Source organism: Chimaeribacter sp. YP20170169, from assembly GCF_056739715.1.
The window spans coordinates 3,644,020-3,664,449 of the sequence record NZ_CP176824.1 but is presented as its reverse complement, the minus strand read 5'-3'; the positions used below and the strand labels follow the sequence as shown (position 1 = coordinate 3,664,449).

Annotated in this window: 22 protein-coding genes; 11 read left to right on the top strand and 11 right to left on the bottom strand. The window is 61.0% G+C overall.

What is annotated here, in order from left to right; all coding sequences use genetic code 11:
* Positions 1-47: 47 nt before the first annotated feature.
* Both pldB and yigL read left to right on the top strand, forming a co-directional pair.
* Positions 48-1,094 carry a lysophospholipase L2 gene (gene pldB / locus ACK3SD_RS16685; RefSeq protein WP_137764649.1) on the top strand — a complete coding sequence of 349 codons (1,047 nt, stop codon included), beginning with the start codon at positions 48-50 and terminating at the stop codon, positions 1,092-1,094.
* Between the two features lie 10 nt (positions 1,095-1,104).
* Positions 1,105-1,914: a sugar/pyridoxal phosphate phosphatase YigL gene (gene yigL / locus ACK3SD_RS16680; RefSeq protein ID WP_481126216.1), complete on the top strand. Its 810-nt coding sequence runs from the start codon at positions 1,105-1,107 to the stop codon at positions 1,912-1,914.
* Positions 1,915-1,949: 35 nt separating this feature from the next.
* Here the strand turns inward: yigL and ACK3SD_RS16675 are convergent, their stop codons facing one another.
* From ACK3SD_RS16675 to ACK3SD_RS16655, 5 genes are read right to left on the bottom strand one after another with little or no spacing between them, the layout of a single operon-like run.
* Positions 1,950-3,008 carry a glycoside hydrolase family 130 protein gene (locus ACK3SD_RS16675; protein WP_481127575.1) on the bottom strand — a complete coding sequence of 353 codons (1,059 nt, stop codon included), beginning with the start codon at positions 3,006-3,008 and terminating at the stop codon, positions 1,950-1,952.
* Positions 2,989-4,584: an alpha-amylase family glycosyl hydrolase gene (locus tag ACK3SD_RS16670; protein WP_481126215.1), complete on the bottom strand. Its 1,596-nt coding sequence runs from the start codon at positions 4,582-4,584 to the stop codon at positions 2,989-2,991. Before ACK3SD_RS16670 ends, ACK3SD_RS16675 begins: the two co-directional genes overlap by 20 nt.
* A gap of 10 nt (positions 4,585-4,594) precedes the next feature.
* A complete protein-coding gene (locus ACK3SD_RS16665) occupies positions 4,595-5,434 on the bottom strand; it encodes a carbohydrate ABC transporter permease (RefSeq protein WP_137764646.1) in 840 nt (279 codons plus the stop codon).
* 2 nt (positions 5,435-5,436) lie between these two features.
* Entirely contained in the window at positions 5,437-6,309 is an 873-nt protein-coding gene (locus tag ACK3SD_RS16660; RefSeq protein WP_481126214.1) for a carbohydrate ABC transporter permease, read from the bottom strand.
* A 1-nt stretch (position 6,310) separates the two neighbouring features.
* On the bottom strand, positions 6,311-7,579 hold the full coding sequence (locus ACK3SD_RS16655; RefSeq protein ID WP_481126213.1) for an ABC transporter substrate-binding protein: 1,269 nt from the start codon (positions 7,577-7,579) through the stop codon (positions 6,311-6,313).
* A gap of 223 nt (positions 7,580-7,802) precedes the next feature.
* Here ACK3SD_RS16655 and ACK3SD_RS16650 point away from each other — a divergent pair, with 223 nt between their 5' ends.
* Both ACK3SD_RS16650 and ACK3SD_RS16645 read left to right on the top strand, forming a co-directional pair.
* The gene (locus ACK3SD_RS16650; RefSeq protein WP_481126212.1) at positions 7,803-8,858 is read left to right on the top strand and encodes a LacI family DNA-binding transcriptional regulator; all 1,056 of its coding nucleotides are present in this window, start codon (positions 7,803-7,805) and stop codon (positions 8,856-8,858) included.
* A gap of 52 nt (positions 8,859-8,910) precedes the next feature.
* Positions 8,911-9,975, top strand: a complete 1,065-nt coding sequence (locus ACK3SD_RS16645; RefSeq protein WP_481126211.1) for an ABC transporter ATP-binding protein — start codon at positions 8,911-8,913, stop codon at positions 9,973-9,975.
* A gap of 50 nt (positions 9,976-10,025) precedes the next feature.
* Here ACK3SD_RS16645 and ACK3SD_RS16640 read toward each other — a convergent pair whose 3' ends face one another.
* Positions 10,026-10,595 (bottom strand): DcrB family lipoprotein, encoded by a 570-nt coding sequence (locus ACK3SD_RS16640; RefSeq protein WP_137764641.1) that lies wholly within the window; start codon positions 10,593-10,595, stop codon positions 10,026-10,028.
* A gap of 100 nt (positions 10,596-10,695) precedes the next feature.
* Positions 10,696-11,361, bottom strand: coding sequence for a 7-cyano-7-deazaguanine/7-aminomethyl-7-deazaguanine transporter (locus ACK3SD_RS16635; RefSeq protein ID WP_137764640.1), 666 nt, complete (start codon positions 11,359-11,361; stop codon positions 10,696-10,698).
* Between the two features lie 257 nt (positions 11,362-11,618).
* On the opposite strand from ACK3SD_RS16635, the gene tusA reads away from it, so the two are divergent.
* The gene (tusA, locus tag ACK3SD_RS16630; RefSeq protein WP_137764639.1) at positions 11,619-11,867 is read left to right on the top strand and encodes a sulfurtransferase TusA; all 249 of its coding nucleotides are present in this window, start codon (positions 11,619-11,621) and stop codon (positions 11,865-11,867) included.
* Positions 11,868-11,902: 35 nt separating this feature from the next.
* Here tusA and ACK3SD_RS16625 read toward each other — a convergent pair whose 3' ends face one another.
* A complete protein-coding gene (locus tag ACK3SD_RS16625) occupies positions 11,903-12,529 on the bottom strand; it encodes a lysoplasmalogenase (protein ID WP_137764638.1) in 627 nt (208 codons plus the stop codon).
* Between the two features lie 206 nt (positions 12,530-12,735).
* On the opposite strand from ACK3SD_RS16625, the gene ACK3SD_RS16620 reads away from it, so the two are divergent.
* Positions 12,736-13,053, top strand: coding sequence for a DUF1820 family protein (locus ACK3SD_RS16620; RefSeq protein ID WP_137764637.1), 318 nt, complete (start codon positions 12,736-12,738; stop codon positions 13,051-13,053).
* A gap of 5 nt (positions 13,054-13,058) precedes the next feature.
* Here ACK3SD_RS16620 and ACK3SD_RS16615 read toward each other — a convergent pair whose 3' ends face one another.
* On the bottom strand, positions 13,059-13,337 hold the full coding sequence (locus ACK3SD_RS16615) for a DUF1145 family protein (protein ID WP_137764636.1): 279 nt from the start codon (positions 13,335-13,337) through the stop codon (positions 13,059-13,061).
* Positions 13,327-13,947 carry a 16S rRNA (guanine(966)-N(2))-methyltransferase gene (gene rsmD / locus ACK3SD_RS16610; protein ID WP_481126210.1) on the bottom strand — a complete coding sequence of 207 codons (621 nt, stop codon included), beginning with the start codon at positions 13,945-13,947 and terminating at the stop codon, positions 13,327-13,329. The genes ACK3SD_RS16615 and rsmD overlap by 11 nt, the downstream gene beginning before the upstream one ends.
* A gap of 226 nt (positions 13,948-14,173) precedes the next feature.
* Here rsmD and ftsY point away from each other — a divergent pair, with 226 nt between their 5' ends.
* From ftsY to rpoH, 4 genes are all read left to right on the top strand, one after another.
* Positions 14,174-15,598, top strand: a complete 1,425-nt coding sequence (gene ftsY / locus ACK3SD_RS16605) for a signal recognition particle-docking protein FtsY (RefSeq protein WP_481126209.1) — start codon at positions 14,174-14,176, stop codon at positions 15,596-15,598.
* Between the two features lie 5 nt (positions 15,599-15,603).
* The gene (gene ftsE / locus ACK3SD_RS16600) at positions 15,604-16,275 is read left to right on the top strand and encodes a cell division ATP-binding protein FtsE (protein ID WP_481126208.1); all 672 of its coding nucleotides are present in this window, start codon (positions 15,604-15,606) and stop codon (positions 16,273-16,275) included.
* Positions 16,265-17,254, top strand: coding sequence for a permease-like cell division protein FtsX (ftsX, locus tag ACK3SD_RS16595; protein ID WP_137764632.1), 990 nt, complete (start codon positions 16,265-16,267; stop codon positions 17,252-17,254). Before ftsE ends, ftsX begins: the two co-directional genes overlap by 11 nt.
* Before the next feature lie 287 nt (positions 17,255-17,541).
* Positions 17,542-18,399 (top strand): RNA polymerase sigma factor RpoH, encoded by an 858-nt coding sequence (gene rpoH, locus ACK3SD_RS16590; RefSeq protein WP_137764631.1) that lies wholly within the window; start codon positions 17,542-17,544, stop codon positions 18,397-18,399.
* Between the two features lie 53 nt (positions 18,400-18,452).
* Here rpoH and panM read toward each other — a convergent pair whose 3' ends face one another.
* Positions 18,453-18,842: an aspartate 1-decarboxylase autocleavage activator PanM gene (gene panM, locus ACK3SD_RS16585; RefSeq protein WP_481126207.1), complete on the bottom strand. Its 390-nt coding sequence runs from the start codon at positions 18,840-18,842 to the stop codon at positions 18,453-18,455.
* Positions 18,843-19,211: 369 nt separating this feature from the next.
* Between panM and ACK3SD_RS16580 the strand changes: the two genes are divergently transcribed.
* The gene (locus ACK3SD_RS16580) at positions 19,212-20,327 is read left to right on the top strand and encodes a branched-chain amino acid ABC transporter substrate-binding protein (RefSeq protein ID WP_481126206.1); all 1,116 of its coding nucleotides are present in this window, start codon (positions 19,212-19,214) and stop codon (positions 20,325-20,327) included.
* Positions 20,328-20,430 lie beyond the last annotated feature (103 nt).

Here is a 20,430-nt window from a genome sequence, read left to right as displayed (position 1 = left end):
TTGAACGGCGCGTTTCATTGCACCATGAGTGGCTACGGACAGACGCTATGTCACACATCAAACAGAGCTGGCTGACACGTGAATTGGGCTTCGCGGCGTTCTCGACCGGCCCCCTGCTCGATTTCTGGCGACACCGCCAGGAGGGGGAGTTTACCGGCGTCAACGGCGTGCCGATTCGCTATGTGCGTTTCCATGCGCCGCACCATGATCAGGTGGTGGTGGTGTCGCCCGGCCGCATCGAAAGCTACATGAAGTACCCCGAGGTGGCGTACGACCTTTTCCATTGCGGCTATGACGTGATGATCCTTGACCATCGCGGGCAGGGGCGATCCGGGCGAATGCTGGAGGATAGCCACCGTGGGCATGTCCATCTGTTCGACGACTATGTGGATGACCTCGCTACCTTCTGCGAAGAGGTGGTGGCACCGCTCGGCTACCGGCAAAAATATGCGCTGGCGCACTCGATGGGTGGGGCGATTCTGGCGCTCTATCTGGCGCGCCGCCGGCCAGCGGATACGCCGCCCTTCTTTGCCGCCGCGACGCTCTGTGCGCCGATGACCGGCATCACCCTGCCGATGCCGGGCTGGATGGTGCGCCGCATCCTAAACTGGGCGGAGGGCAACCCGGCACGACGCGATTTCTACGCCATCGGCACCGGCCACTGGCAGCCACTGCCCTTTTTGGTCAACCGGTTAACCCACAGCCGTGAGCGCTACCAGCGTACCCTGCGCTACTACGCCGACTACCCGGAGCTGCGGGTGGGTGGGCCAACCTACCACTGGGTGCGGGAGGGCGTGCTGGCGGGCGAGCAGGTGCTGGCGAAGGCCAAAGATATTGATACTCCCCTGTTGCTGTTGCAGGCCAGTGAGGACCGGGTGGTGGATAACCGCTCGCAGCAGGCATTTTGTCAGGCGATGACGCAAGCGGGGCGGCCCTGCGAAGGGGGCAAGCCGCTGGTCATCAAGGGGGCGCGCCATGAGATCCTGTTTGAACGGGACGCCCTGCGCGCCCAGGCGCTGGACGCCACCCTGCGCTTTTTTGCGCGACACTCCCAATCTGGCGGCGCAGCTGCCCTTCATACCATCAGAGGTTAAAACAGACGCTATGTACCATGTTGTCGCATCCGATTTAGACGGCACGCTGCTCTCCCCGGACCACACCCTGACCCCGTACGCCAAGGAGACGCTGAAGCTGCTGACCCGCAAGGGCATCCACTTCGTTTTCGCCACTGGCCGCCACCATGTGGACGTGGGCCAGATCCGGGATAACCTGGAGATCAGCGCCTTTATGATCACCTCCAACGGCGCACGCGTACACAATACCGAAGGCGAGCTGATCTTCTCCCACAATCTGGACGGCGATATCGCCCGCGATCTCTACGGCATCGTGCACGATAACCCGGCGATCCTGACCAATGTCTACCGCAACGATGACTGGTTCATGAACCGTGACCGCCCGGATCAGGATGAGTTTTTCCAAGAGTCGGTGTTCAAATACACGCTGTTCGAACCGAGCCTGCTGGAGACCGACGGCATCTGTAAGGTCTACTTCACCAGTGAGGATCACGACGAACTGCTGCGGCTGGAGACGGAGATCAACAACCGCTGGGGCGAGCGGGTGAACGTCAGCTTCTCCTTCCCGACCTGTCTGGAGGTGATGGCGGGCGGCGTCTCCAAAGGCCATGCACTGGAGCAGGTGGCGGCGCTGGCGGGCTATTCGTTGGCGGACTGCATCGCCTTTGGTGACGGCATGAATGATTTCGAGATGCTGTCGGTGGCGGGCAAGGGCTGCCTGATGCGCAACGCGCACCAGCGCCTGAAAGATCAACTGCCGCATCTGGAGGTGATTGGCTCCAACGTCGATGACGCGGTGCCGCACTACCTGCGGGCGATGTACCTCGCCGAAGGGCAGTAAAAAAACAGGGCGCTCAGCGCCCTTTTTTATGGGGATCAGGTGATGCCCAGATGCGCCCAGAGATCGGCCAGCGTCATCTGCGCCAGCGCGATGCACTGGTCGGCCGCACCGTAGTAGATCTTCAACTGGTCACCCTCAATCAGCGCGCCGCAGGTGAACACCACATTGCCGAAGAAGCCGTGCACCTCATACTCCGCCTCTGGCTGCAACAGCGGGGTAGCGGATTTCGCCAGAATGCGCATCGGGTCATCCCGGTCGAGCAGCAGCGCGCCGAGGCAGTAGCGCTGCTGCTGATCCACGCCGTGATAGATCTGCAACCAGCCATGCTCCGTCTCCAGCAGCGGCGCGCCGCCGCCGAGCTTCAGCGCGTCCCAGTCGCTGTCCGAGCCAGCGGGCAGGCGGCGGTGGTTGCCCCAGTGCAGCAGGTCTGGTGAGGCACTGAGCCAGATCTCCGGCTTGCCGAAATACTTGGGCGAGGGGCGCGTCAGCGCCAGATATTCGCCATTGACGCGGCGCGGGAAGAAGCAGACGTCGCGGTTGTCTGGGCAGAGTATGACGCCGAGCCGCCGCACCTCGGTGAAATCTGCCGTCACTGCCAGCGCGGTGGCGATGCCGTAGGGCGACACCGCCGAGTAGTTGATGTAGTACAAGCCGTCGATCAGGCTGATGCGCGGATCTTCACAGCCAAACTGCTCATATTCGTTCTCCGGGAAGAGGAACGGCGCGTCATCAATATCAAAGTGCACGCCGTCACGGCTGCGCGCCAGCCGCAGGTGGGAGAGCGAGGTCAGCAGGGTCTCCGTGGGATCGGCCTTCAGCACGATGGCGCGCGGATCGCTGAACTCATAGCGCGGGTCGTGGCGGTTGAACGCCACGGTGTGCGGCCGCCAAACGCCCTCCTCATTCACCAGCCGCGGCACACAGATCTCATCCGGGTGCGAGGGGATAACGCTCTCGGCCACCCGTAGCAGCAGCAGCGTCTCCTCGCCGCGGCGCATTACGCCAGCATTAAACACACACTCGACCTTCATGCCCGGCCGGGTCGGCGACACATCTTTCGGGGTAATCAGCGGATTAGCGGGATTGCGGATGATGTTCATGGCATACCTTTTTAATCAGAACGGAATTTTTTTCCAACAGGCGACAGTCGGTGCCAAACAGTACCTGCTTGCCGTCGCCCCAGCTGGGGTTGGGCAGCGGGTCGCCGAAGTTGATGAAGATGTGCAGTATCTCCGTGCGGTGCGCCCGGCAGAGCATCAGGCAGTCGCCGTGCCGCGCCAGCCGTAAATATTCGCCACTCTGGAGCGCCGGGTGGCGGTTGCGCAGCGCAATCAGCGTCCGGTAACGCTTGAGGATGGAGCCGCGCTGGCGGCGCAGCGCGCTGACCTGCGTGGTTGCGGCGTTGCGGTGCACCGGCATCCAGGGGGTGACCGGCGAAAAGCCCGCGTGGGGGCGGCTGTCCCACTGCATGGGCGAACGTGAGGCGTCACGGGAGTGGGCGACCGCCTCCGCCAGCGCCTCCGGGTGCGTTAGCCCGGCCGCCCGCGCCTGCTGGTAGTGGGTGATGCCCTGAACGTCCCGCAACTGGTCGAACGTCTCCGGCACAAAATCGGTCATGCCGATCTCCTCGCCGTTATAGATAAACGGCACCCCTTTGGCGCTGATTTGCAGCGCGAACAGCGCGACGGCGCGATCGAGATCCTGCTCATGCTCGCCGAAGCGGCTGATCATGCGTGACATATCGTGGCTGGAGAAAAACAGCGTCGGCACGCCGGGCTGTTGCGTCTCCATCGCCACCAGTTGCTGGTGGATGTCGTGGACGCTGAAGGTCTTGAGGCTGCCGAGGTTGAAGTTGAACACCACATCCAGCAGGTCGCCACCTTGGTAGCGGCACAGCTCCTCCAGCTTCTCGCTGCCCACCTCACCAATCAGGAACGCCTCCTTGCGCTGGCGGATGTAGCGGCATAGCCGCGCGATCGCGGCCGTCACCCCCGGCTGGTTGATGTCATGCTCATGGCGCTGCTCCCCCTCGCCCGCGGGGTTGTCGGGGCCGATGCCGTCGGTGGTGAGGAAGTTGATCACATCGAAGCGGAAGCCATCCACGCCGCGCGCCAGCCAGAAGTCGATCACCTGCTCAATCTCGCGCTCCACCTGCGGGTTGGCCCAGTTGAGATCCACCTGCTGCGGCGAAAACTTGTGGTAGTAGAAGGCATCGCCAGCGGGCGTGCGGCTCCACGCCGGGCCGCCAAAGAAGGAGTGCCAGTTGTTCGGTTGCGGCCTGAAGAAGAAGTACTCCCGGTAGCGGCTCTGCGGGTCGCTTAGCGCCTGCTGGAACCACGGGTGCGCGCTGGAGACGTGGTTGATCACCAGATCGATGATCACCCGGATATGGCGCTGGTGGCACGCCTCCACCAGTTGGCTGAACAGCGCCAGATCGCCAAAGCGCGCATCGACGTTGCAGTAGTCGGAGATGTCATAGCCGTTGTCCACCAGCGGCGACGGGTAGAAGGGGGTGATCCAGATGCCAGCGATGCCCAGCTCCGCCAGATAGTCCAGCTTGCTCAGCAGACCGTGGAAATCCCCCAGCCCGTCGCCATTGCCGTCACAGAAGGAGGGCAGGTAGATCTGGTAAAACACCCCCCTGCGCCACCACTTCACACGCTTATGCATCACTGCCTCCTTACTTGAGCGTCAGCGCCATCCCTTGCAGGAAGTGCCGCCGGAACAGAATGAACAGGGTGACAATCGGCAGGGTCTGCACCACTGCGCCAGCCATCACCGGGCCAAGATAGATGCTGTAGGACTTGCTGAAAGTGGCAAGCAGCACCGAGAGCGGCATTTTCTGCGCGTCCTGCACCACCACCAGCGGCCAGAGGAAGTTGTCCCAGGCGGCGGTGAAGGTGAAGAGCGCGACAATCGCCAGAATCGACTTATTCAGCGGCACCATGATGTGCAGCAGGATCTTCGGGATCGAGGCGTGATCCAGCCGCGCGGCGTAAAGGTAGTCATTCGGCGTGCCTTGGAAGCTCTGAGCCACCATGAAAATGCCCCAGGCATTCATCACGAACGGCAGGATCAGCGCGCCGTAGCTATTCATCAGCCCCAGTTCACGCATCAGCACAAAGTGCGGGATGATGAACATGAACGCCGGGAAGACTATCTGCAAAATCAGCAGGTTCTTGAACGCCGCCCGGCCGGGGAAGGGCATTTTTGCCAGCGCGTACCCCACCAGCGCCGAGCTGACGGTGACGCAGGCGGTGATGCTCAGGGTGATGAACAGCGAGTTGAGTAGGGTGCGCAGGAAGGGTTTCTCCGCCTGCGCGGTGTCATCAAACAGGAAGCGGTAGTTATCAAAGGAGAAGTGGCCGCCGAGCAGGCTGGTAGTGTAGATGTCGGCGGTATCCTTCAGCGATGAAAACAGCATCCAGAGGTAGGGGTAGAGCCAGGAGAGCGCCAGCAGCAGCATCACGGCGTGCAGCAGCAGGGAGGCGGGCGACAGGGCAGTCAGGCATTTTTTCATGGTCACACCTTCTCGATGTTTTTTTCCAGCAGCCGGCGCAGCAGCCAGATCAGGCCAAAGCTGACCAGCGCAACGATAATCGACATCATCGCCGCCCAGCCGGGACGCAAACGCCGGAAGGCCGCCTCATACATCACCACCATCGGCGTGGTGGTGCTGTCGAGCGGGCCACCGCCGGTGATCAGGTAGGGTTCGGTGAATAGCGCGAAGGCCACGGAAATGGCAAGCACCAGCACCATCACGATCTGCGCGTTCATCATCGGCAGCGTCACGTAAAACAGCCGCTTGCAGGGGCCAGCGTGATCGAGGGCGGCGGCGTCCTCAATCTCCTTGGGCAGGGTGATCAGGCCGGAGTAGAAGATCAGCCCGTAGTACCCGACGAACTTCCAGGTAACGATCAGCGCAATCGACAGCATGGCGACGTCCGGCGAAGTGAACCACGGCACGCTGACGCCACACAGTTGCTGCAACAGCGCGTTGATGGGGCCGGACTCGCTGAAGAGTTTCGAGAACACCACCGAGTAGGCGACGCTGGAGGAGACATTCGCCAGCAGGAAACTCAGGGCGATAAACGCCTTGCCGTAACGGATCTTTTTCAGCCCAAAGGCAAACAGCAGCGAGGCGCTGAATACCACTGGCAGGTAGTAGAGCAGGAAATGAAACACGTTGCGCATCGCCCGCCAGAATAACGGGTCATGCAGCACCGCCAGAAAATTGCGCAGCCCGCTGAAAGTGGGCAGGCCAATAAATTTCCAGTCAGTGACGCTCAATACGCACAGCCAAAAAATCGGGTAGAACCAAAACAACAGCGAATAGCCAAGATAGCTGGAGGCCACCAGGCCCCCCAGCGTGGACTCTTTCAGGGCGAATTTCATATCACTGCGCCAAAATAGGAGCGACTTCCTCTGCCGACTGTTTTAAGGCGGCGGCAGGTGTCTGGTTGCTGAATATTGTCCGCTCAATCATTTGCGTCATGCTGCGCTGGACATCCACGGTATGAATAATGGCGGCGGGCGGTGTGGCGCGATCAATATAATTAACGATCTCTTTCGCCAGCGGATTATTGTCAAAATAGGCGCTGAATTGTGGATTGGTCAGCAGGTCGTCACGTGCTGGCGGCATATTGGTTAATTCCAGCCAGCGCAAATCATATTTCGGGTTGCTGTAGACCCATTGGATAAATTTCCACGCCGCCTCTTTTTTATCCGAGCTATTAAATAGCACCAGCCCTTTGCTGTCGGCCATGGTGGCCGGGTTGGGCTGGCTGCTGGCGGTCAGCATCGGCCCGATGCGGATGGTTTTCAGCACCTCAGGATAGTTGTCACGGTAGCGGATGATGTCCCACGGGCCGCGCACCGCACCAATCACCGCGCCGGTCAGCAGCGGGTCGTCAGCGGTGGTGAAGTCGTAGCTCGACCACTTGTTCAGGAACATGGTCTGGATGAAGGTCAGGGCCTGCAAGCCAGCCTCATTGTTGTACTGGGCGCGGTTGTCCGCCAGATAGGGCGTGCCACCGGAGGCGGCGTAGTAGAGCGGAATGAAGTCACACCAGCGATCCCACCAGTTCTTGCCAGCGGTCACCTGCATTGAGTAGCCCCGCCCCTGCGCGGCGTAGCGCTGTGACAGCCCGTAGACCTGCTCGTAGGTGGTCGGCACCTTGTCGAATCCCTGTTGCGCCAGGATGTCGCCGCGCCACCAGTAGACAATCGGGCTGACGTAGATCGGGATAACGTTCTGTTTGCCGTCGATTTTCCAGTTCGCCAGTGCAGGCTCCATCCGGCGCGCCTTCACCAGCGCGTCATAGCCCGTCAGCGTAGAGAAGTCAGTGAGCTGGCCCAGTTCGGTGAGTTGCGCGGCAAAGCCGATGAAAATGTTGGTGGAGATGTCCGGCTCAGTGCCGGAGGCCAGCGCGTTCATGATCGCCTCCTCCGAACTGCCAGCCGCCGGGATGGCGGAGAACTCAATGGGCGTATTGCCGGGAATGGCGTTCCAGTCGCGGATCACCTCGCCCCAGAATTGCTCCTGTGTGCGGTTGGGCGCCACCCACATCTTCAGCGGCTCGCTGGCCTGCTCCTCCTGCCCGCAGCCGCCAAGAAATAATAGAGCCGCGGACAGGGCGGCGTATTTTATTGCTGTGCGCAACATATATACTCCTTTAATAATAACTAAGTGACTATATATTTATCTTTTTTATATTTAACGCCGGCGGGCCGCGCGTCTCTTTTTTTACGCTAGCATGCGGCTATTTAACTTTGGCGTTAAACCTGTCACAGAATTCATTTTGTTTATCGTTAAACTTTGCGGCGATAAATAAACGGTAATTCAGGCTGAATTGCCGTTGCTCCCCAAGATATGAAAGGTGACCTGTATGACGAATAAGAAAAAGGTGACGCTAAAATCCCTCGCTAAAGATCTGGGCGTTACCCATACCACGGTCTCCAATGCGTTTAACCGGCCGCACAAATTATCACCGGCGCTGCTTGAGCGCGTGCTGGCCCACGCGGCGGCAAACCACTACCACACGCCAGACCATCTTGGCCGCGCGCTGCGGACAGGCAAATCCGGCGCGATTGGCGTGATCTTCAATGACGCCCTGAGCTATGTCTTCACCGACCAGCATGATGTGCACCTGATGAACGGCATCGCCAATGCCTGCGAAAAGCAGGGAGCGAATATCGTGCTGATCCCGCTGAAACACAAAAGCCGGGCGAAGCTGTACTCGCTGAATGCGGCGGTAGATGGCTATATCCTCAATGCCACCTTCAACAATGACCGGATTATTGAGAAGGCGCTCAATAGGGGCCTGCCGATTGTCACCACCGATTTCCTCCTGCCGCCGCACAGCTGCGTCTCCATCGACAACCACGAGGCGATGCGCCAGCTCTGCCTGCACCTGCTGGAGTGCGGCCACCGTCAGGTCGGCATCATCTCCTTCCCGTCACAGCAGGGGCGGCAGGGGCTTTCCACGCTCGACGCGCCGCTGGCGGGCGACAACACCCTGATGCTGACGCGGGTGAACGCCTGCCGACGCACGCTGGTGGCGCACGGCATCGATCTCACCGCCTGTTGGCTGTATGAGACGGAGCATGACGAAGCGCACGGCGCGCTGGCGGCACAGGTGCTGATGGCGCAGTCACCGCGCCCGACCGCGCTCATCTGCCTGTCGGATCGCTTTGCCGTCGGCGCGGCCCGCGCCTGCCAGCAGGCCGGGCTGGCCATCCCAGAGCAGATGGCGATCACCGGCTTCGACAACAACGCGCCAGCGGGCACGCATCCCGGCCTGACCACCATCGCCCAGGATGCCGTCAAAAAGGGGGAGATGGCCGCCCGCCTGCTGTTGGAGGGGAAAAAAGGAGTGCGCCACACGCTGGAGTTTGAGCTGATTGTGCGTGAGTCAACCCGCCCCAACGCGCGCCCTCTCTGAGCCGCTACGCATCGCCGGCGCGCGGTGCCGGCCGTTTTACAAGGATTTCACTATGTCAGGCGTCATACTGGATCGCGTCACCAAGTGCTACCAGAAGAGCACGGTGATTGAGGCACTCTCCCTTACCGTGCAGTCCGGCGAGTTTCTGGTGCTGGTCGGCCCCTCTGGCTGCGGCAAATCCACCCTGTTGCGGATGATTGCCGGGCTGGAGGCGCTGACCTCTGGCGCGGTGTTCATCAATGGCAACGAGGTAACCCACCTGCCCGCCGGTCAGCGCGGGCTGTCGATGGTCTTCCAATCCTACGCGCTCTACCCGCACATGACGGTGAGGCAAAACCTCTCCTTCGGCCTGAAAAACCTGCACACCCCGGCGGCGGAGATTGAGCGCCGCGTGCAGGAGGCCACGCAGATGCTGGGGCTGGAGGCGGTGCTGGATCGCCTGCCGCAGCAGCTCTCCGGCGGGCAGCGGCAGCGGGTGGCGATTGGCCGCTCCATCGTGCAGCAACCGGCGGTGTTCCTGTTTGATGAGCCGCTCTCCAACCTCGACGCCGCGTTGCGGGTGCAGATGCGCCAGGAGATCAGCCGCCTGCACGCCCGGCTGAAAAACACCATGATCTACGTGACCCACGATCAGGTGGAGGCGATGACGCTGGCCGACCGCATCGTGCTGCTCAACAAGGGGAAAGTGGAGCAAATAGGCACGCCGATTGAGCTGTATAACCGGCCGCAGAACACTTTTGTGGCGGAGTTCATCGGCACGCCGAAAATCAACCTGCTGCCAGCCCACTGGCGCGACGGGCAGGTGCGGATCGACGGCCAGTCGCCGTTTACGCTGCGCCAGCCGCCGGCAGGCTTGCAGGCGGATCAGCGGCTGTGGGTCGGCATCCGGCCAGAGCATTTGCGGCTGGAGGGGGCGCACGATCTCACGCTGGCGGTGGAGGTGGAGTTCACCGAGTTGCAGGGGGATGCCACGCTGGTCTATGCCCGCGCGGGCGAACTGGCGCTGAAACTCAAGACGCCACAGCAGGTGCGTTTCCCGGCGGGTACGCCGCTACAGGTGGGTGCGGAGGAGACGAGCCTGTTGCTGTTTGATGAGGCGGGGGAGCGGCTGGAGTAAGCCAAAAAGAAGGGCGGGGAGATCCCCGCCCTGATGCACTGGGTGTCGTGTTACTTGAATTTCAGTGTATTGATGATCTGCTCTGCCTGACCCTGTGCCTGCTGCTGGTCATCCGCCGGCAGGGTGATTTGCAGCGTCATCAGGTGGCTGTCCACTTTCGCCAGCAGCACGGAGGAGTAAGCCTTCTTGCCGCTGGTGGAGATCACGCTGTCAAGCTGCTGGACGGGCTGCCCGTCCACCGTGATGCTCTTGTTGGTGACCACCTGCAAGTCCGGATCACGGGAGCGTTGCTGCTCCTCCAGACGTTTTGACAGCGCGTCCAGCGCGTCCGGACTGTTGTCGCTCAACAGCACGATGATCGCCTTCTGCCCACTCTCATCGGCATAGACATGCATGTTGTTGGCCTGGGTGCCCATCTTGCCGCTCTGGTCGCTCATGTCACCCGGCATGGTGAAGGTGACGTTGCCGTTCAGCAGCGAAACCTGCTGGCCGGCCGCGGTCTGGGTAGTGGTCTGGTCGGCATCCGGCGCCGCGCTGGCTTTCTCATCGCTGTTGCCATCACAGGCCGCGAGGCCCGTCACCAACAGGCCGATACCGACATATTTTACGAGTTTACGCATAGGGCTTCCTTCTTAATCATGAGTCCATGACTTTCGGCCCTTATCGCACCTGATTCAGTACCGAAAAGCAAGTCAGACTTTTGCGCAAACTGCCTGATAATCAATGCGCCCGCACATACTGCTGACCGCCGCTACGGCTCAGACGCTTCAGCAGCGTATTCAGCAGCATCCCGTACATCGGCAGGAAGAAGACCAGACAGATCAGCACCTTGAAACTATAGTCCACCAGCGCGATCTCCACCCAGTGATCCGCCATAAAGGCGTCGCTGCTTTTGTAAAACGCGATGAAGAAGAAGGCCAGGGTGTCGCTGATGTTGCCGAAGAACATCGACGCCGCCGGGGCAATCCACCAGCTGTGGCGCTGGCGCAGGCGGTTGAAGACGTAGACGTCCAGAATCTGCCCGAGCACATAGGCCATAAAGCTGGCGATGGCGATGCGCGCCACGAACAGGTTGAAGTCGGTCACCGCATTCAGTCCCTGCCAGTTGCCTTGGTAGAAGACCACCGAGATGAGGTAGGAGATAAGCAGCGCCGGCACCATCACCGCGAGGATAATCCGTCGCGCCAGCGGCGCGCCAAAGATGCGCACAGTCAGGTCAGTCGCCAGAAAGATGAACGGGAAGGTGAACGCACCCCAGGTGGTGTGGAAGCCGAAAATGTCGATCGGCAGCTGCACCAGATAGTTGCTGGAGGTAATGATCAGGATGTGGAACAGGGAGAGCCAAACCAGCGCGCGATGACGCTGCTGGAGGGTAAAGTCGTACATAAATGTCGCCTTTTTAGTGATGGGGTGAGGGAACCCAGTATTCATGCCCGGCCAGCCAATCAGGCCAGACGCTCGTGCTACCGTCACAGGATGTCGCGGCGCGGCGCGCATATTACCTGTTTGCGCAACTGATGCAAGTGGTTAAATTCCGCGCAATCGTTCACGCAGCTTGCACCAGATTTTTGCCGGGGTAAACTGTTTGCCTTGCCGATCGCGGCCTGACGCCGCATCCCGCCCGCTGTAATTGAGAGAAACCCATGACAGATGCATTTACCCAGGCCGATAAGACGCTGGACGCGCTGGGCCTGCGCTGCCCGGAACCGGTAATGATGGTGCGCAAAGCGGTGCGCCATATGGAAGAGGGCCAAACCCTGCTGATTATCGCTGACGATCCGGCCACCACCCGTGACATTCCAGGCTTCTGCCGGTTTATGGAGCACACCCTGCTGGCGTCGGAGACGGAGAGCCTGCCCTACCGCTATCTGTTGCGAAAGGGCGCGGCGTAAGGAGGGGGCCTGCCGCCGTACGGCAGGCCAGGGTATTACAGCACCATTGAACGCACGATCATGAAGTGGCCGCCAAAGTAGCAGGCGGCCACCAGCGCATCCGCCGCGCGGAAGTTCCAGCGGAAGCGGTGCACCAGCCAGAGGATGGTGGAGAGCAGCAGCAGCGAGGTGCCGACCAGCACCGAGAAGCTGAAATCATTGCTGCGCATGTAGTACTGCTCGCCCGCCAGCCACACCATCAGCAGCGTCATCGCCACAAAGGTGGAGACCGGCCAGCGCAGCTCCTCCAGCCGCGTCCAGATCACCGCCAGCAGGATCACCCCGATTGCCACCAGCGCCAGCGGCAGCGGCCAGAACAGCGTGATGGTCATCTGGGTGGCGAAACTCAGGGTGTAGAAGAGGTGGGAGAGGAAGAACGCCCCCAGCGCATACATCACGCGCGCCTTCGGCAGCTGCATCAGCGCGTCGCCCGCCAGCGTGGCGATCAGCCCCATGATAATCAGGTAGCCGTAGACCGACAGGATTGGCGTCTGCAACGCCAGCAGTAACAGCAACAGCAGCGTGACCGGCTTAAACAGCCAGCGTTGCCAGTCCGGGCCGCGATAACTGGCATCTACATACAGCCAGGCCGAAAAAAATACCGCAAGTAAAGGCCAACTCATTTGCTTCCCTCTTAACGTTTATGTTTTTTCACCTCACAGCCGCGCCGGGCGACTGCATTTCCCTCTGCCGGATAAGTGTAGGGGAAAGCGCCACGGGCGGACAATCGGATTCCCGGATGTTTCCTGCACAGGGCTTCGTGCTATGTTACGGAAAGTGAAAAATTTCCGGCGCGGCGCGTACCGGCCAGTGCAGGCGAGGTGAGAGCATGAGTGAACAGCAACCGCTATACCGCATCCAGTTCATGAACAACGGCAAAAACTACCAGCTCTACGTGCGTGAGGTGGTGCAGGGTACGCTGTTTGGCTTTATTGAGATCGGCGGGTTCGTATTTGACAGCCACTCCACGCTGCTGGTGGATCCGTCAACGGAGCGGCTGAAGACCGAGTTCAGTGGCGTCAACCGCAGCTACATCCCGTTGCAGGCAGTGATCCGCATTGATGCGGTCACCGAGCGGGGCAGCGCCCGCATCTCGGAGCTGGGCGACAACGTCGCCCCCTTCCCGATCCTGCCGGGGAAAAAGTAAGCGCGTTACTTCTTTTTCGGCAGGGCAGGCTGCTTCTTCTGCCAGGCCAGCAGTTCAAACACCCCGAACAGGAAAATGCGGAATTGCTGCGCCTTGCCAATTGCCGGGCCATCTTTCGGCTGCGTGGATTTCAGCAGCGTCAGCTGCAACCCATGCATCAGGATCATGAAGATCATCGCCACATTCAGGAAAATGTTCAGCGGCTTGGGGAAGGGGTGGATCACGTTGGACAACAAAAACGCCCACACGCACAGCATCAGCACGCGGCCAATATTAATCAACATCTGCATACTCCTCTGGGGCCAGTGACGCGCCGGGCGTCTGGCGAACATAGAGCCGGTAGGCGACCTGCCCGGCAATCTTCTCACGGTGCAACTGCCAGTCAGCGGGCACATCCAGGGCCTCGCCCTCCGCTTCGGCCTCAATATAGATCCACGCCTCCTCTGCCAGCCAGCCCTGTTCCGCCAGCAGGGTGACGGTCTGCGCCAGAATGCCCTTGCGGAACGGCGGATCGAGGAACACCACATCGTAGGGCGTGCCGTTCTGCGCCAGCCAGGTGAGGGCGTTGGTGTTCACCACCTGTGCCTCCTCCGCCCGCAGCAGTGCCAGGTTCTTCTCCAGTTGCTGCGCCACCGGGCGCTCAAACTCCAGCAGGGTGGCGTGGCCGGCATAGCGCGAGAGCGCCTCCAGCCCCAGCGCGCCGCTACCGGCGAAGCAGTCGAGGCAGCGCGCGCCCCGGATCACCGGTGCCAGCCAGTTGAACAGCGTTTCACGCACGCGGTCGGTGGTCGGGCGCAGGCCGGGGCTATGCGGGACAGGAAGTTTGCGGCCACGCCACTGTCCGCCAATGATGCGGATTTGCCCGGCCGGTGCGGATTGCGGTTTCTTTGCCATATCTCGTTTCAATTTTCAGCGGCCGAAGTGGCGTCGCTCACATACAGTTGGGTGGGCTATTCTACCGGTGTGAAGGTTTAGGGCAAATGTTTCGCCGTGCCGGCCAAATCCGCCGGATTGCCGCGCCGGGAGCGTGTTGCTGTGAAAAGAAAGTGTTAGACTGCCGGGTTTATAACTTTTTAATGTCCTGACGCCCTGCAACAACGGCGAGGAGTGAAGTCGAAAAATGGCAAAAGAGAAAAAACGCGGGTTTTTCTCCTGGTTTGGTCGCAACCGTCAGGAAGAGAAAACCGAGCAGGAAGAGGCCGTCGCCTCCCAGGAAGCACAGGCTGAATCCGAAGCGGTCACGCCAGAGGCTGACGCCCCGGTAACCACGCCCGAAGCGCCCGTTGCCGAACCAGAGGCGCCGGTAGCGGAGCCAGAGGCAGCGGTTGAGAAGGCGGAGCGCGTCGAGCCGACGCCGCGAGAGGAGGCCCCGGAGGCCGTGGCCGCAGAGCCAGCCCCGGAAGAGGCATTGGCGCAGGAGATTGTGGCGATCACCGAGCAGGTGGCCGCTGAGCAGGAGGTCGCCCACCAGCCAGTGGAGGAGACCGAGGCGGCGATCCCGGCCCTGGCGGAAGATCGTGGTGAGCCGCTGACCGAGGCGCAGATCGAAGAGGATCAAGCCCCGCTGACGCTCGCGCCGATCGTGCCAGCGGACGTGGTGCCGCAGGAGCAGGAGCGCCCGACCAAAGAGGGCTTCTTCGCGCGCCTGAAACGCAGCTTGGTGAAAACCCGCCAGAACCTCGGCTCCGGCTTTATGGGCCTGTTCCGTGGCAAAAAGATTGATGACGACCTGTTCGAGGAGCTGGAAGAGCAGCTGCTGATCGCGGACGTGGGCGTGGAGACCACCCGCCGCATCATCACCTCCCTGACCCAGCACGCCAGCCGCAAGGAGCTGAAAGATGCCGAGCAGCTCTACGGCAAGCTGAAAGAGGAGATGGCGGAGATCCTGGCGAAGGTTGATCAGCCGCTGGATGTCACCTCGCACACGCCGTTCGTGATCCTGATGGTCGGCGTCAACGGCGTCGGCAAAACCACCACCATCGGCAAGCTGGCGCGCCAGTTTGAGGCACAGGGCAAGTCGGTGATGCTGGCGGCGGGCGATACCTTCCGCGCGGCGGCGGTGGAGCAGCTTCAGGTGTGGGGCCAGCGCAACAATATCCCGGTGGTGGCGCAGCACACCGGCGCGGACTCCGCCTCGGTGATCTTCGACGCCCTGCAAGCGGCCAAGGCGCGCAAAATCGACGTGCTGATTGCCGACACCGCGGGCCGTCTGCAGAATAAAGCGCACCTGATGGAAGAGTTGAAGAAGATTGTCCGCGTCATGAAAAAGCTGGACGAGAACGCGCCCCACGAGGTTATGCTCACGCTGGACGCCAGCACCGGGCAGAATGCCGTCAGCCAGGCGAAGCTGTTCAACGAGGCCGTTGGCCTGACCGGCATCACCCTGACCAAACTGGATGGGACGGCGAAGGGTGGGGTGATCTTCTCCATCGCCGACCAGTTCGGCATTCCGATCCGCTACATCGGCGTCGGTGAGAGCATTGAGGATTTGCGGCCCTTCAAGGCCGACGATTTTATTGAGGCACTTTTTGCCCGAGAGGATTAATACGGATGATTCGCTTTGAACAGGTCAGTAAAGCCTATCTCGGCGGCCGGCAAGCGTTGCAGGGGGTGGATTTCCACCTCCGTCCGGCGGAGATGGCGTTCCTCACCGGCCACTCCGGGGCCGGCAAGAGCACGCTGCTCAAGCTGATTTGCGGCATTGAGCGGCCCAGCGCGGGCCATATCTGGTTCAGCGGGCATGACATCAGCCGCCTCAAGGCGCGCGAGGTGCCCTTCCTGCGCCGCCAGATCGGCATGATTTTCCAGGATCACCACCTGCTGATGGATCGCACGGTGTATGACAATGTGGCGATGCCGCTGATCATCGCCGGCGCCAGCAGCGAGGACATCCGCCGCCGCGTCTCTGCGGCGCTGGACAAGGTCGGGCTGCTGGACAAAGCGAAAAACTTCCCCATCCAACTCTCCGGCGGTGAGCAGCAGCGCGTCGGCATTGCCCGCGCGGTGGTCAACAAGCCGGCGGTGCTGCTGGCGGATGAGCCAACCGGCAACCTGGATGAGGCGCTCTCCGAAGGCATTTTGCGCCTGTTCGAGGAGTTCAACCGGGTGGGCGTGACGGTACTGATGGCGACCCACGATATGGGGCTAATCGCCCGCCGCAACTATCGCATCCTGACCCTGACGCAGGGGCGGATGCACGGGGGGCCGCACCATGGCGAGTAATCCAAAGGGCACCGGCGGCGTGAAAAGCGCCGAGGCGGCACGCAGCGCCAAGAGCAAATCCCTGCGCGGCGGCTGGCATGAGCAGTGGCGCTACGCGTGGGCCAATGCGCTGTCAGACATGCTGCGCCAGCCGCTGGCGACGCTGCTGACCATCATGGTGATCGCCATCTCGCTGACGCTGCCGAGCGTCTGCTATCTGGTGTGGAAGAACGTCAGCACCGCGGCGGAACAGTGGTATCCGACGCCGCAACTGACGGTCTACCTCGACAAGGCGCTGGATGATGACGCGGCCGAGAGCGTGATCAAGGCGCTGAAAGCCGAGGGCGGCGTGGAGAAGGTGAACTACCTGACGCGTGACGAGGCGATGGGCGAGTTCCGCAACTGGTCAGGCTTCGGCGGCGCGCTGGACATGCTGGAGGAGAACCCGCTGCCGGCGGTGGCCATCATCACGCCGAAACTCAACTTCCAGAGCCAGGAGACGCTCAACACCCTGCGTGACCGCGTGGCGGCGGTGCAGGGCGTGGATGAGGTGCGGATGGATGACAGCTGGTTCGCCCGGCTGGCGGCCCTGACCGGGCTGGTGGGCCAGGTGGCAGCGATGATCGGCATCCTGATGATCGTGGCGGTGTTCCTGGTGATCGGCAACAGCGTGCGGCTCAGCATCTTCAGCCGCCGCGACACCATCAACGTGATGAAGCTGATTGGCGCAACCGACGGCTTTATCCTGCGCCCGTTCCTCAACGGCGGGGCGCTGCTCGGCCTCTTCGGCGCGCTGCTCTCGCTCGGCCTCTCTGAGGCGCTGGTGCTGCGGCTGGAGAGCGTAGTGGTGCATGTGGCGTCGGTGTTCGGCACCACCTTTACCCTGCATGGCCTGAGCTGGGATGAGGGTCTGCTGCTGCTGTTGATCGCCGCGATGATCGGCTGGATCGCCGCGTGGTTAGCCACCGTGCAACATTTACGCCGTTTTACACCACAATAGTGATTTTTTGATATACTCTTCCCCTGCTGCTCTGATCGTGCAGGCAGGGGAAGCGCCTTCGGGTTCCTAACCTTTCCGGCATTTCCCTTCGCACGTTTTCCCTATCTATCCTTTACGCCATCACGTATGGTCTGTTATCTGAAGAGGATCTTCAGGGAACTTGTGACCTGGATCACGGTCAAAAAGAGAGCAAATGTAAGGGTGCCCGTCTGCGGCGACGTAAAGCGAACAATAAAGCCCGGCGGCCAATCAACCTGCATGAACGTTCTAATTAAGAGAGGGTTTGAATGACCAAAGAGATGCAAACTTTAGCCTTAATTCCCCAAGGTAGCCTGGAAGCCTATGTGCGGGCCGCCAATGCTTTCCCGATGCTGACGGCAGAGGAAGAGCGGGAGCTGGCTGAACGGCTGCATTATCAGGGCGACTTGGAAGCAGCGAAGCAGCTTATCCTGTCTCACCTGCGCTTTGTCGCTCACATTGCTCGTAACTATTCAGGATACGGTTTGCCGCAGGCTGACCTTATCCAGGAAGGCAACATCGGCCTGATGAAGGCAGTGCGCCGTTTCAACCCAGAGGTGGGCGTGCGGCTGGTGTCGTTCGCGGTCCACTGGATCAAGGCGGAGATCCACGAGTACGTGCTGCGCAACTGGCGCATCGTGAAAGTGGCGACCACCAAGGCGCAGCGCAAGCTGTTCTTCAACCTGCGCAAAACCAAGCAGCGTCTGGGCTGGTTCAATCAGGATGAAGTGGAACTGGTGGCGCGCGAGCTAGGTGTCTCCAGCAAAGACGTGCTGGAGATGGAGTCCCGCATGGCGGCGCAGGACATGACCTTCGACCCGACGCCGGATGACGAAGCGCGCGACGGCCAGCCGATGGCACCGATGCTCTACCTGCAAGACAAAAGTTCTGACTTTGCCGAGGGCATCGAAGAGGATAACTGGGAGAGCAACGCGGCCGACAAACTCAGCTATGCGCTGGAGGGGTTGGATGAGCGTTCCCAGGACATTATCCGTGCCCGCTGGCTGGACGACGACAACAAGTCCACGTTGCAGGAGCTGGCCGACAAGTACGGCGTCTCCGCCGAGCGTGTGCGCCAGCTGGAGAAGAACGCCATGAAGAAACTGAAGATGGCGATCGAGGCCTGACGCCTGCCAGAAACAAAAAAGCCCGGCTTGCCGGGCTTTTTTATTACCGTTTTTCAGGCCGCTGGGGCAGTGGGATCACGCGCCCAGCCATCGCCCTCCGCCCGGAAGCCGCAGGCCAGCATAAACGCCTGCATCGCCGCCTCCCCACTCGCTCCCTCTACCCGCCAGTGGCGCACCGCCGGCAGTTGCCGCTGCACCTCTTCCAGCAGGTAGCGCCCGACGCCGCGCCGCCGGGTGACCTCACGCACGCAGAGATCGCGCATCACGCCGCGATCGCCCGTCCACTCCACCTTCACCGCCGCCAGCAGCCGCGCATTGAAGCGGGCGGCGAACAGCGCACCCGCTGCCTGCCACTGCTCTGGCGTCTGGTGCGGCCAAATTTTGGCTAAATCGAGCCGATCCTGCTGGCTCAATGGGCCAATCCGTTCAATGCTTAATCTCATGCTCTCCCACCCCTGAAAGTGCCGTGGCTGCTCAATGACAATGCTGTACAAAAACTGCGCATTACGTTTTTTTCTGTGCGCATTTTCGGAGTTATAGATCACCGCCTGCGGCAAAAGCCAGCATAAGCGACCATACTGATCGCAAGGTGCGCGAATTTACTTCGAATTTTATTCTGTTTATACCGCTTGTTTCTGAATGCTCGATTTGATTTGCAGAAGAAAATTCCTGTTTAATGGCATGAAAAATAAAGTCTTATTACAAAAAGATGCCGAAAAAAACACTAAATCCTTCATCCGTATAGATAAATGATACGAGTGCAGTGTCTTTCGGCGGCAAACACAACGGTGAGATCACAAGGGGTAGTTCGGATGAAATTGACCAAAACGGGCAAGGCAGTGCTGGCAGGATGCATGGCAATGGCAATGACACAGGCCGCGCTGGCGGAAGACATTAAGGTGGCGATCGTCGGGGCGCTCTCCGGCCCGGTCGCGCAGTATGGCGACATGGAGTTCACCGGCGCGCGCCAGGCGATTGCCGACATCAACGCCAAGGGCGGGGTGAAGGGCGATAAGCTGGTGGGCGTGGAGTATGACGACGCCTGCGACCCGAAACAGGCGGTGGCGGTCGCCAACAAGGTGATCAACGACGGCATCCGTTATGTCATCGGCCACCTCTGCTCCTCCTCCACCCAGCCCGCCTCGGACATCTACGAGGATGAGGGCATCATCATGATCACACCGGCGGCGACCAACGCTGACCTGACGACGCGCGGCTACAAGATGATCATGCGTACCACCGGCCTGGACTCCGATCAGGGGCCGACGGCGGCGAAGTACATCGTCGACACCATCAAGCCGCAGCGCATCGCCGTGGTGCATGACAAGCAGCAGTATGGCGAGGGGTTGGCGCGCTCGGTGCAGGATAGCCTGAAGAAGGCCGGTGCCAACATCGTGCTGTTTGAGGGGGTCACCGCCGGTGACAAAGACTTCTCCACGCTGGTAGCGCGCCTGAAAAAAGAGAACGTCGATTTTGTCTACTTTGGCGGCTACTACCCGGAGATGGGCCAGATCCTGCGCCAGTCCCGGCAGGCCGGGCTGAACGCCAAGTTCATGGGGCCAGAAGGGGTAGGCAACGCCTCGCTGTCGAACATCGCGGGCGCGGCGTCCGAAGGGATGCTGGTGACCCTGCCGAAACGCTATGACCAGGTGCCGACCAACCAGCCGATCGTGGACGCGCTGAAGGCGAAGAAACTCGACCCGACGGGCCCGTTCGTCTGGACCACCTACGCGGCGCTGCAATCGCTGACCACCGGCATGGAGCGCAGCGGCAGCCGCGAGCCAGAGGATATCGTCAAGGATCTGAAAGCCAAGCCGGTTGATACGGTAATGGGTTCGCTGAGCTGGGATGAGAAGGGCGACCTGAAAGGGTTCGAATTCGGCATCTTCCAGTGGCACGCGGACGGCACGTCTACCCCAGTTAAATAAGCCCCGTTATCGCTGGATGCGGCGGGCAGGCAGGCCAGGGAGGGGCGCGGCGAACCGCGCCCCTCTTGCCTCTGCCGCCTGTGGCACGCCAGCTAAGGTCAGA

Excerpts from the sequence above, each read along its gene's own strand:
- pldB (WP_137764649.1), top strand. The coding sequence starts at position 48 with ATGTCACACATCAAACAGAGCTGGCTGACACGTGAATTGGGCTTCGCG.
- yigL (WP_481126216.1), top strand. The coding sequence starts at position 1,105 with ATGTACCATGTTGTCGCATCCGATTTAGACGGCACGCTGCTCTCCCCG.
- ACK3SD_RS16670 (WP_481126215.1), bottom strand. The coding sequence starts at position 4,584 with ATGCATAAGCGTGTGAAGTGGTGGCGCAGGGGGGTGTTTTACCAGATC.
- ACK3SD_RS16665 (WP_137764646.1), bottom strand. The coding sequence starts at position 5,434 with ATGAAAAAATGCCTGACTGCCCTGTCGCCCGCCTCCCTGCTGCTGCAC.
- ACK3SD_RS16660 (WP_481126214.1), bottom strand. The coding sequence starts at position 6,309 with ATGAAATTCGCCCTGAAAGAGTCCACGCTGGGGGGCCTGGTGGCCTCC.
- ACK3SD_RS16655 (WP_481126213.1), bottom strand. The coding sequence starts at position 7,579 with ATGTTGCGCACAGCAATAAAATACGCCGCCCTGTCCGCGGCTCTATTA.
- ACK3SD_RS16650 (WP_481126212.1), top strand. The coding sequence starts at position 7,803 with ATGACGAATAAGAAAAAGGTGACGCTAAAATCCCTCGCTAAAGATCTG.
- ACK3SD_RS16645 (WP_481126211.1), top strand. The coding sequence starts at position 8,911 with ATGTCAGGCGTCATACTGGATCGCGTCACCAAGTGCTACCAGAAGAGC.
- ACK3SD_RS16640 (WP_137764641.1), bottom strand. The coding sequence starts at position 10,595 with ATGCGTAAACTCGTAAAATATGTCGGTATCGGCCTGTTGGTGACGGGC.
- ACK3SD_RS16635 (WP_137764640.1), bottom strand. The coding sequence starts at position 11,361 with ATGTACGACTTTACCCTCCAGCAGCGTCATCGCGCGCTGGTTTGGCTC.
- tusA (WP_137764639.1), top strand. The coding sequence starts at position 11,619 with ATGACAGATGCATTTACCCAGGCCGATAAGACGCTGGACGCGCTGGGC.
- ACK3SD_RS16625 (WP_137764638.1), bottom strand. The coding sequence starts at position 12,529 with ATGAGTTGGCCTTTACTTGCGGTATTTTTTTCGGCCTGGCTGTATGTA.
- ACK3SD_RS16620 (WP_137764637.1), top strand. The coding sequence starts at position 12,736 with ATGAGTGAACAGCAACCGCTATACCGCATCCAGTTCATGAACAACGGC.
- ACK3SD_RS16615 (WP_137764636.1), bottom strand. The coding sequence starts at position 13,337 with ATGTTGATTAATATTGGCCGCGTGCTGATGCTGTGCGTGTGGGCGTTT.
- rsmD (WP_481126210.1), bottom strand. The coding sequence starts at position 13,947 with ATGGCAAAGAAACCGCAATCCGCACCGGCCGGGCAAATCCGCATCATT.
- ftsY (WP_481126209.1), top strand. The coding sequence starts at position 14,174 with ATGGCAAAAGAGAAAAAACGCGGGTTTTTCTCCTGGTTTGGTCGCAAC.
- ftsE (WP_481126208.1), top strand. The coding sequence starts at position 15,604 with ATGATTCGCTTTGAACAGGTCAGTAAAGCCTATCTCGGCGGCCGGCAA.
- ftsX (WP_137764632.1), top strand. The coding sequence starts at position 16,265 with ATGGCGAGTAATCCAAAGGGCACCGGCGGCGTGAAAAGCGCCGAGGCG.
- rpoH (WP_137764631.1), top strand. The coding sequence starts at position 17,542 with ATGACCAAAGAGATGCAAACTTTAGCCTTAATTCCCCAAGGTAGCCTG.
- panM (WP_481126207.1), bottom strand. The coding sequence starts at position 18,842 with ATGAGATTAAGCATTGAACGGATTGGCCCATTGAGCCAGCAGGATCGG.
- ACK3SD_RS16580 (WP_481126206.1), top strand. The coding sequence starts at position 19,212 with ATGAAATTGACCAAAACGGGCAAGGCAGTGCTGGCAGGATGCATGGCA.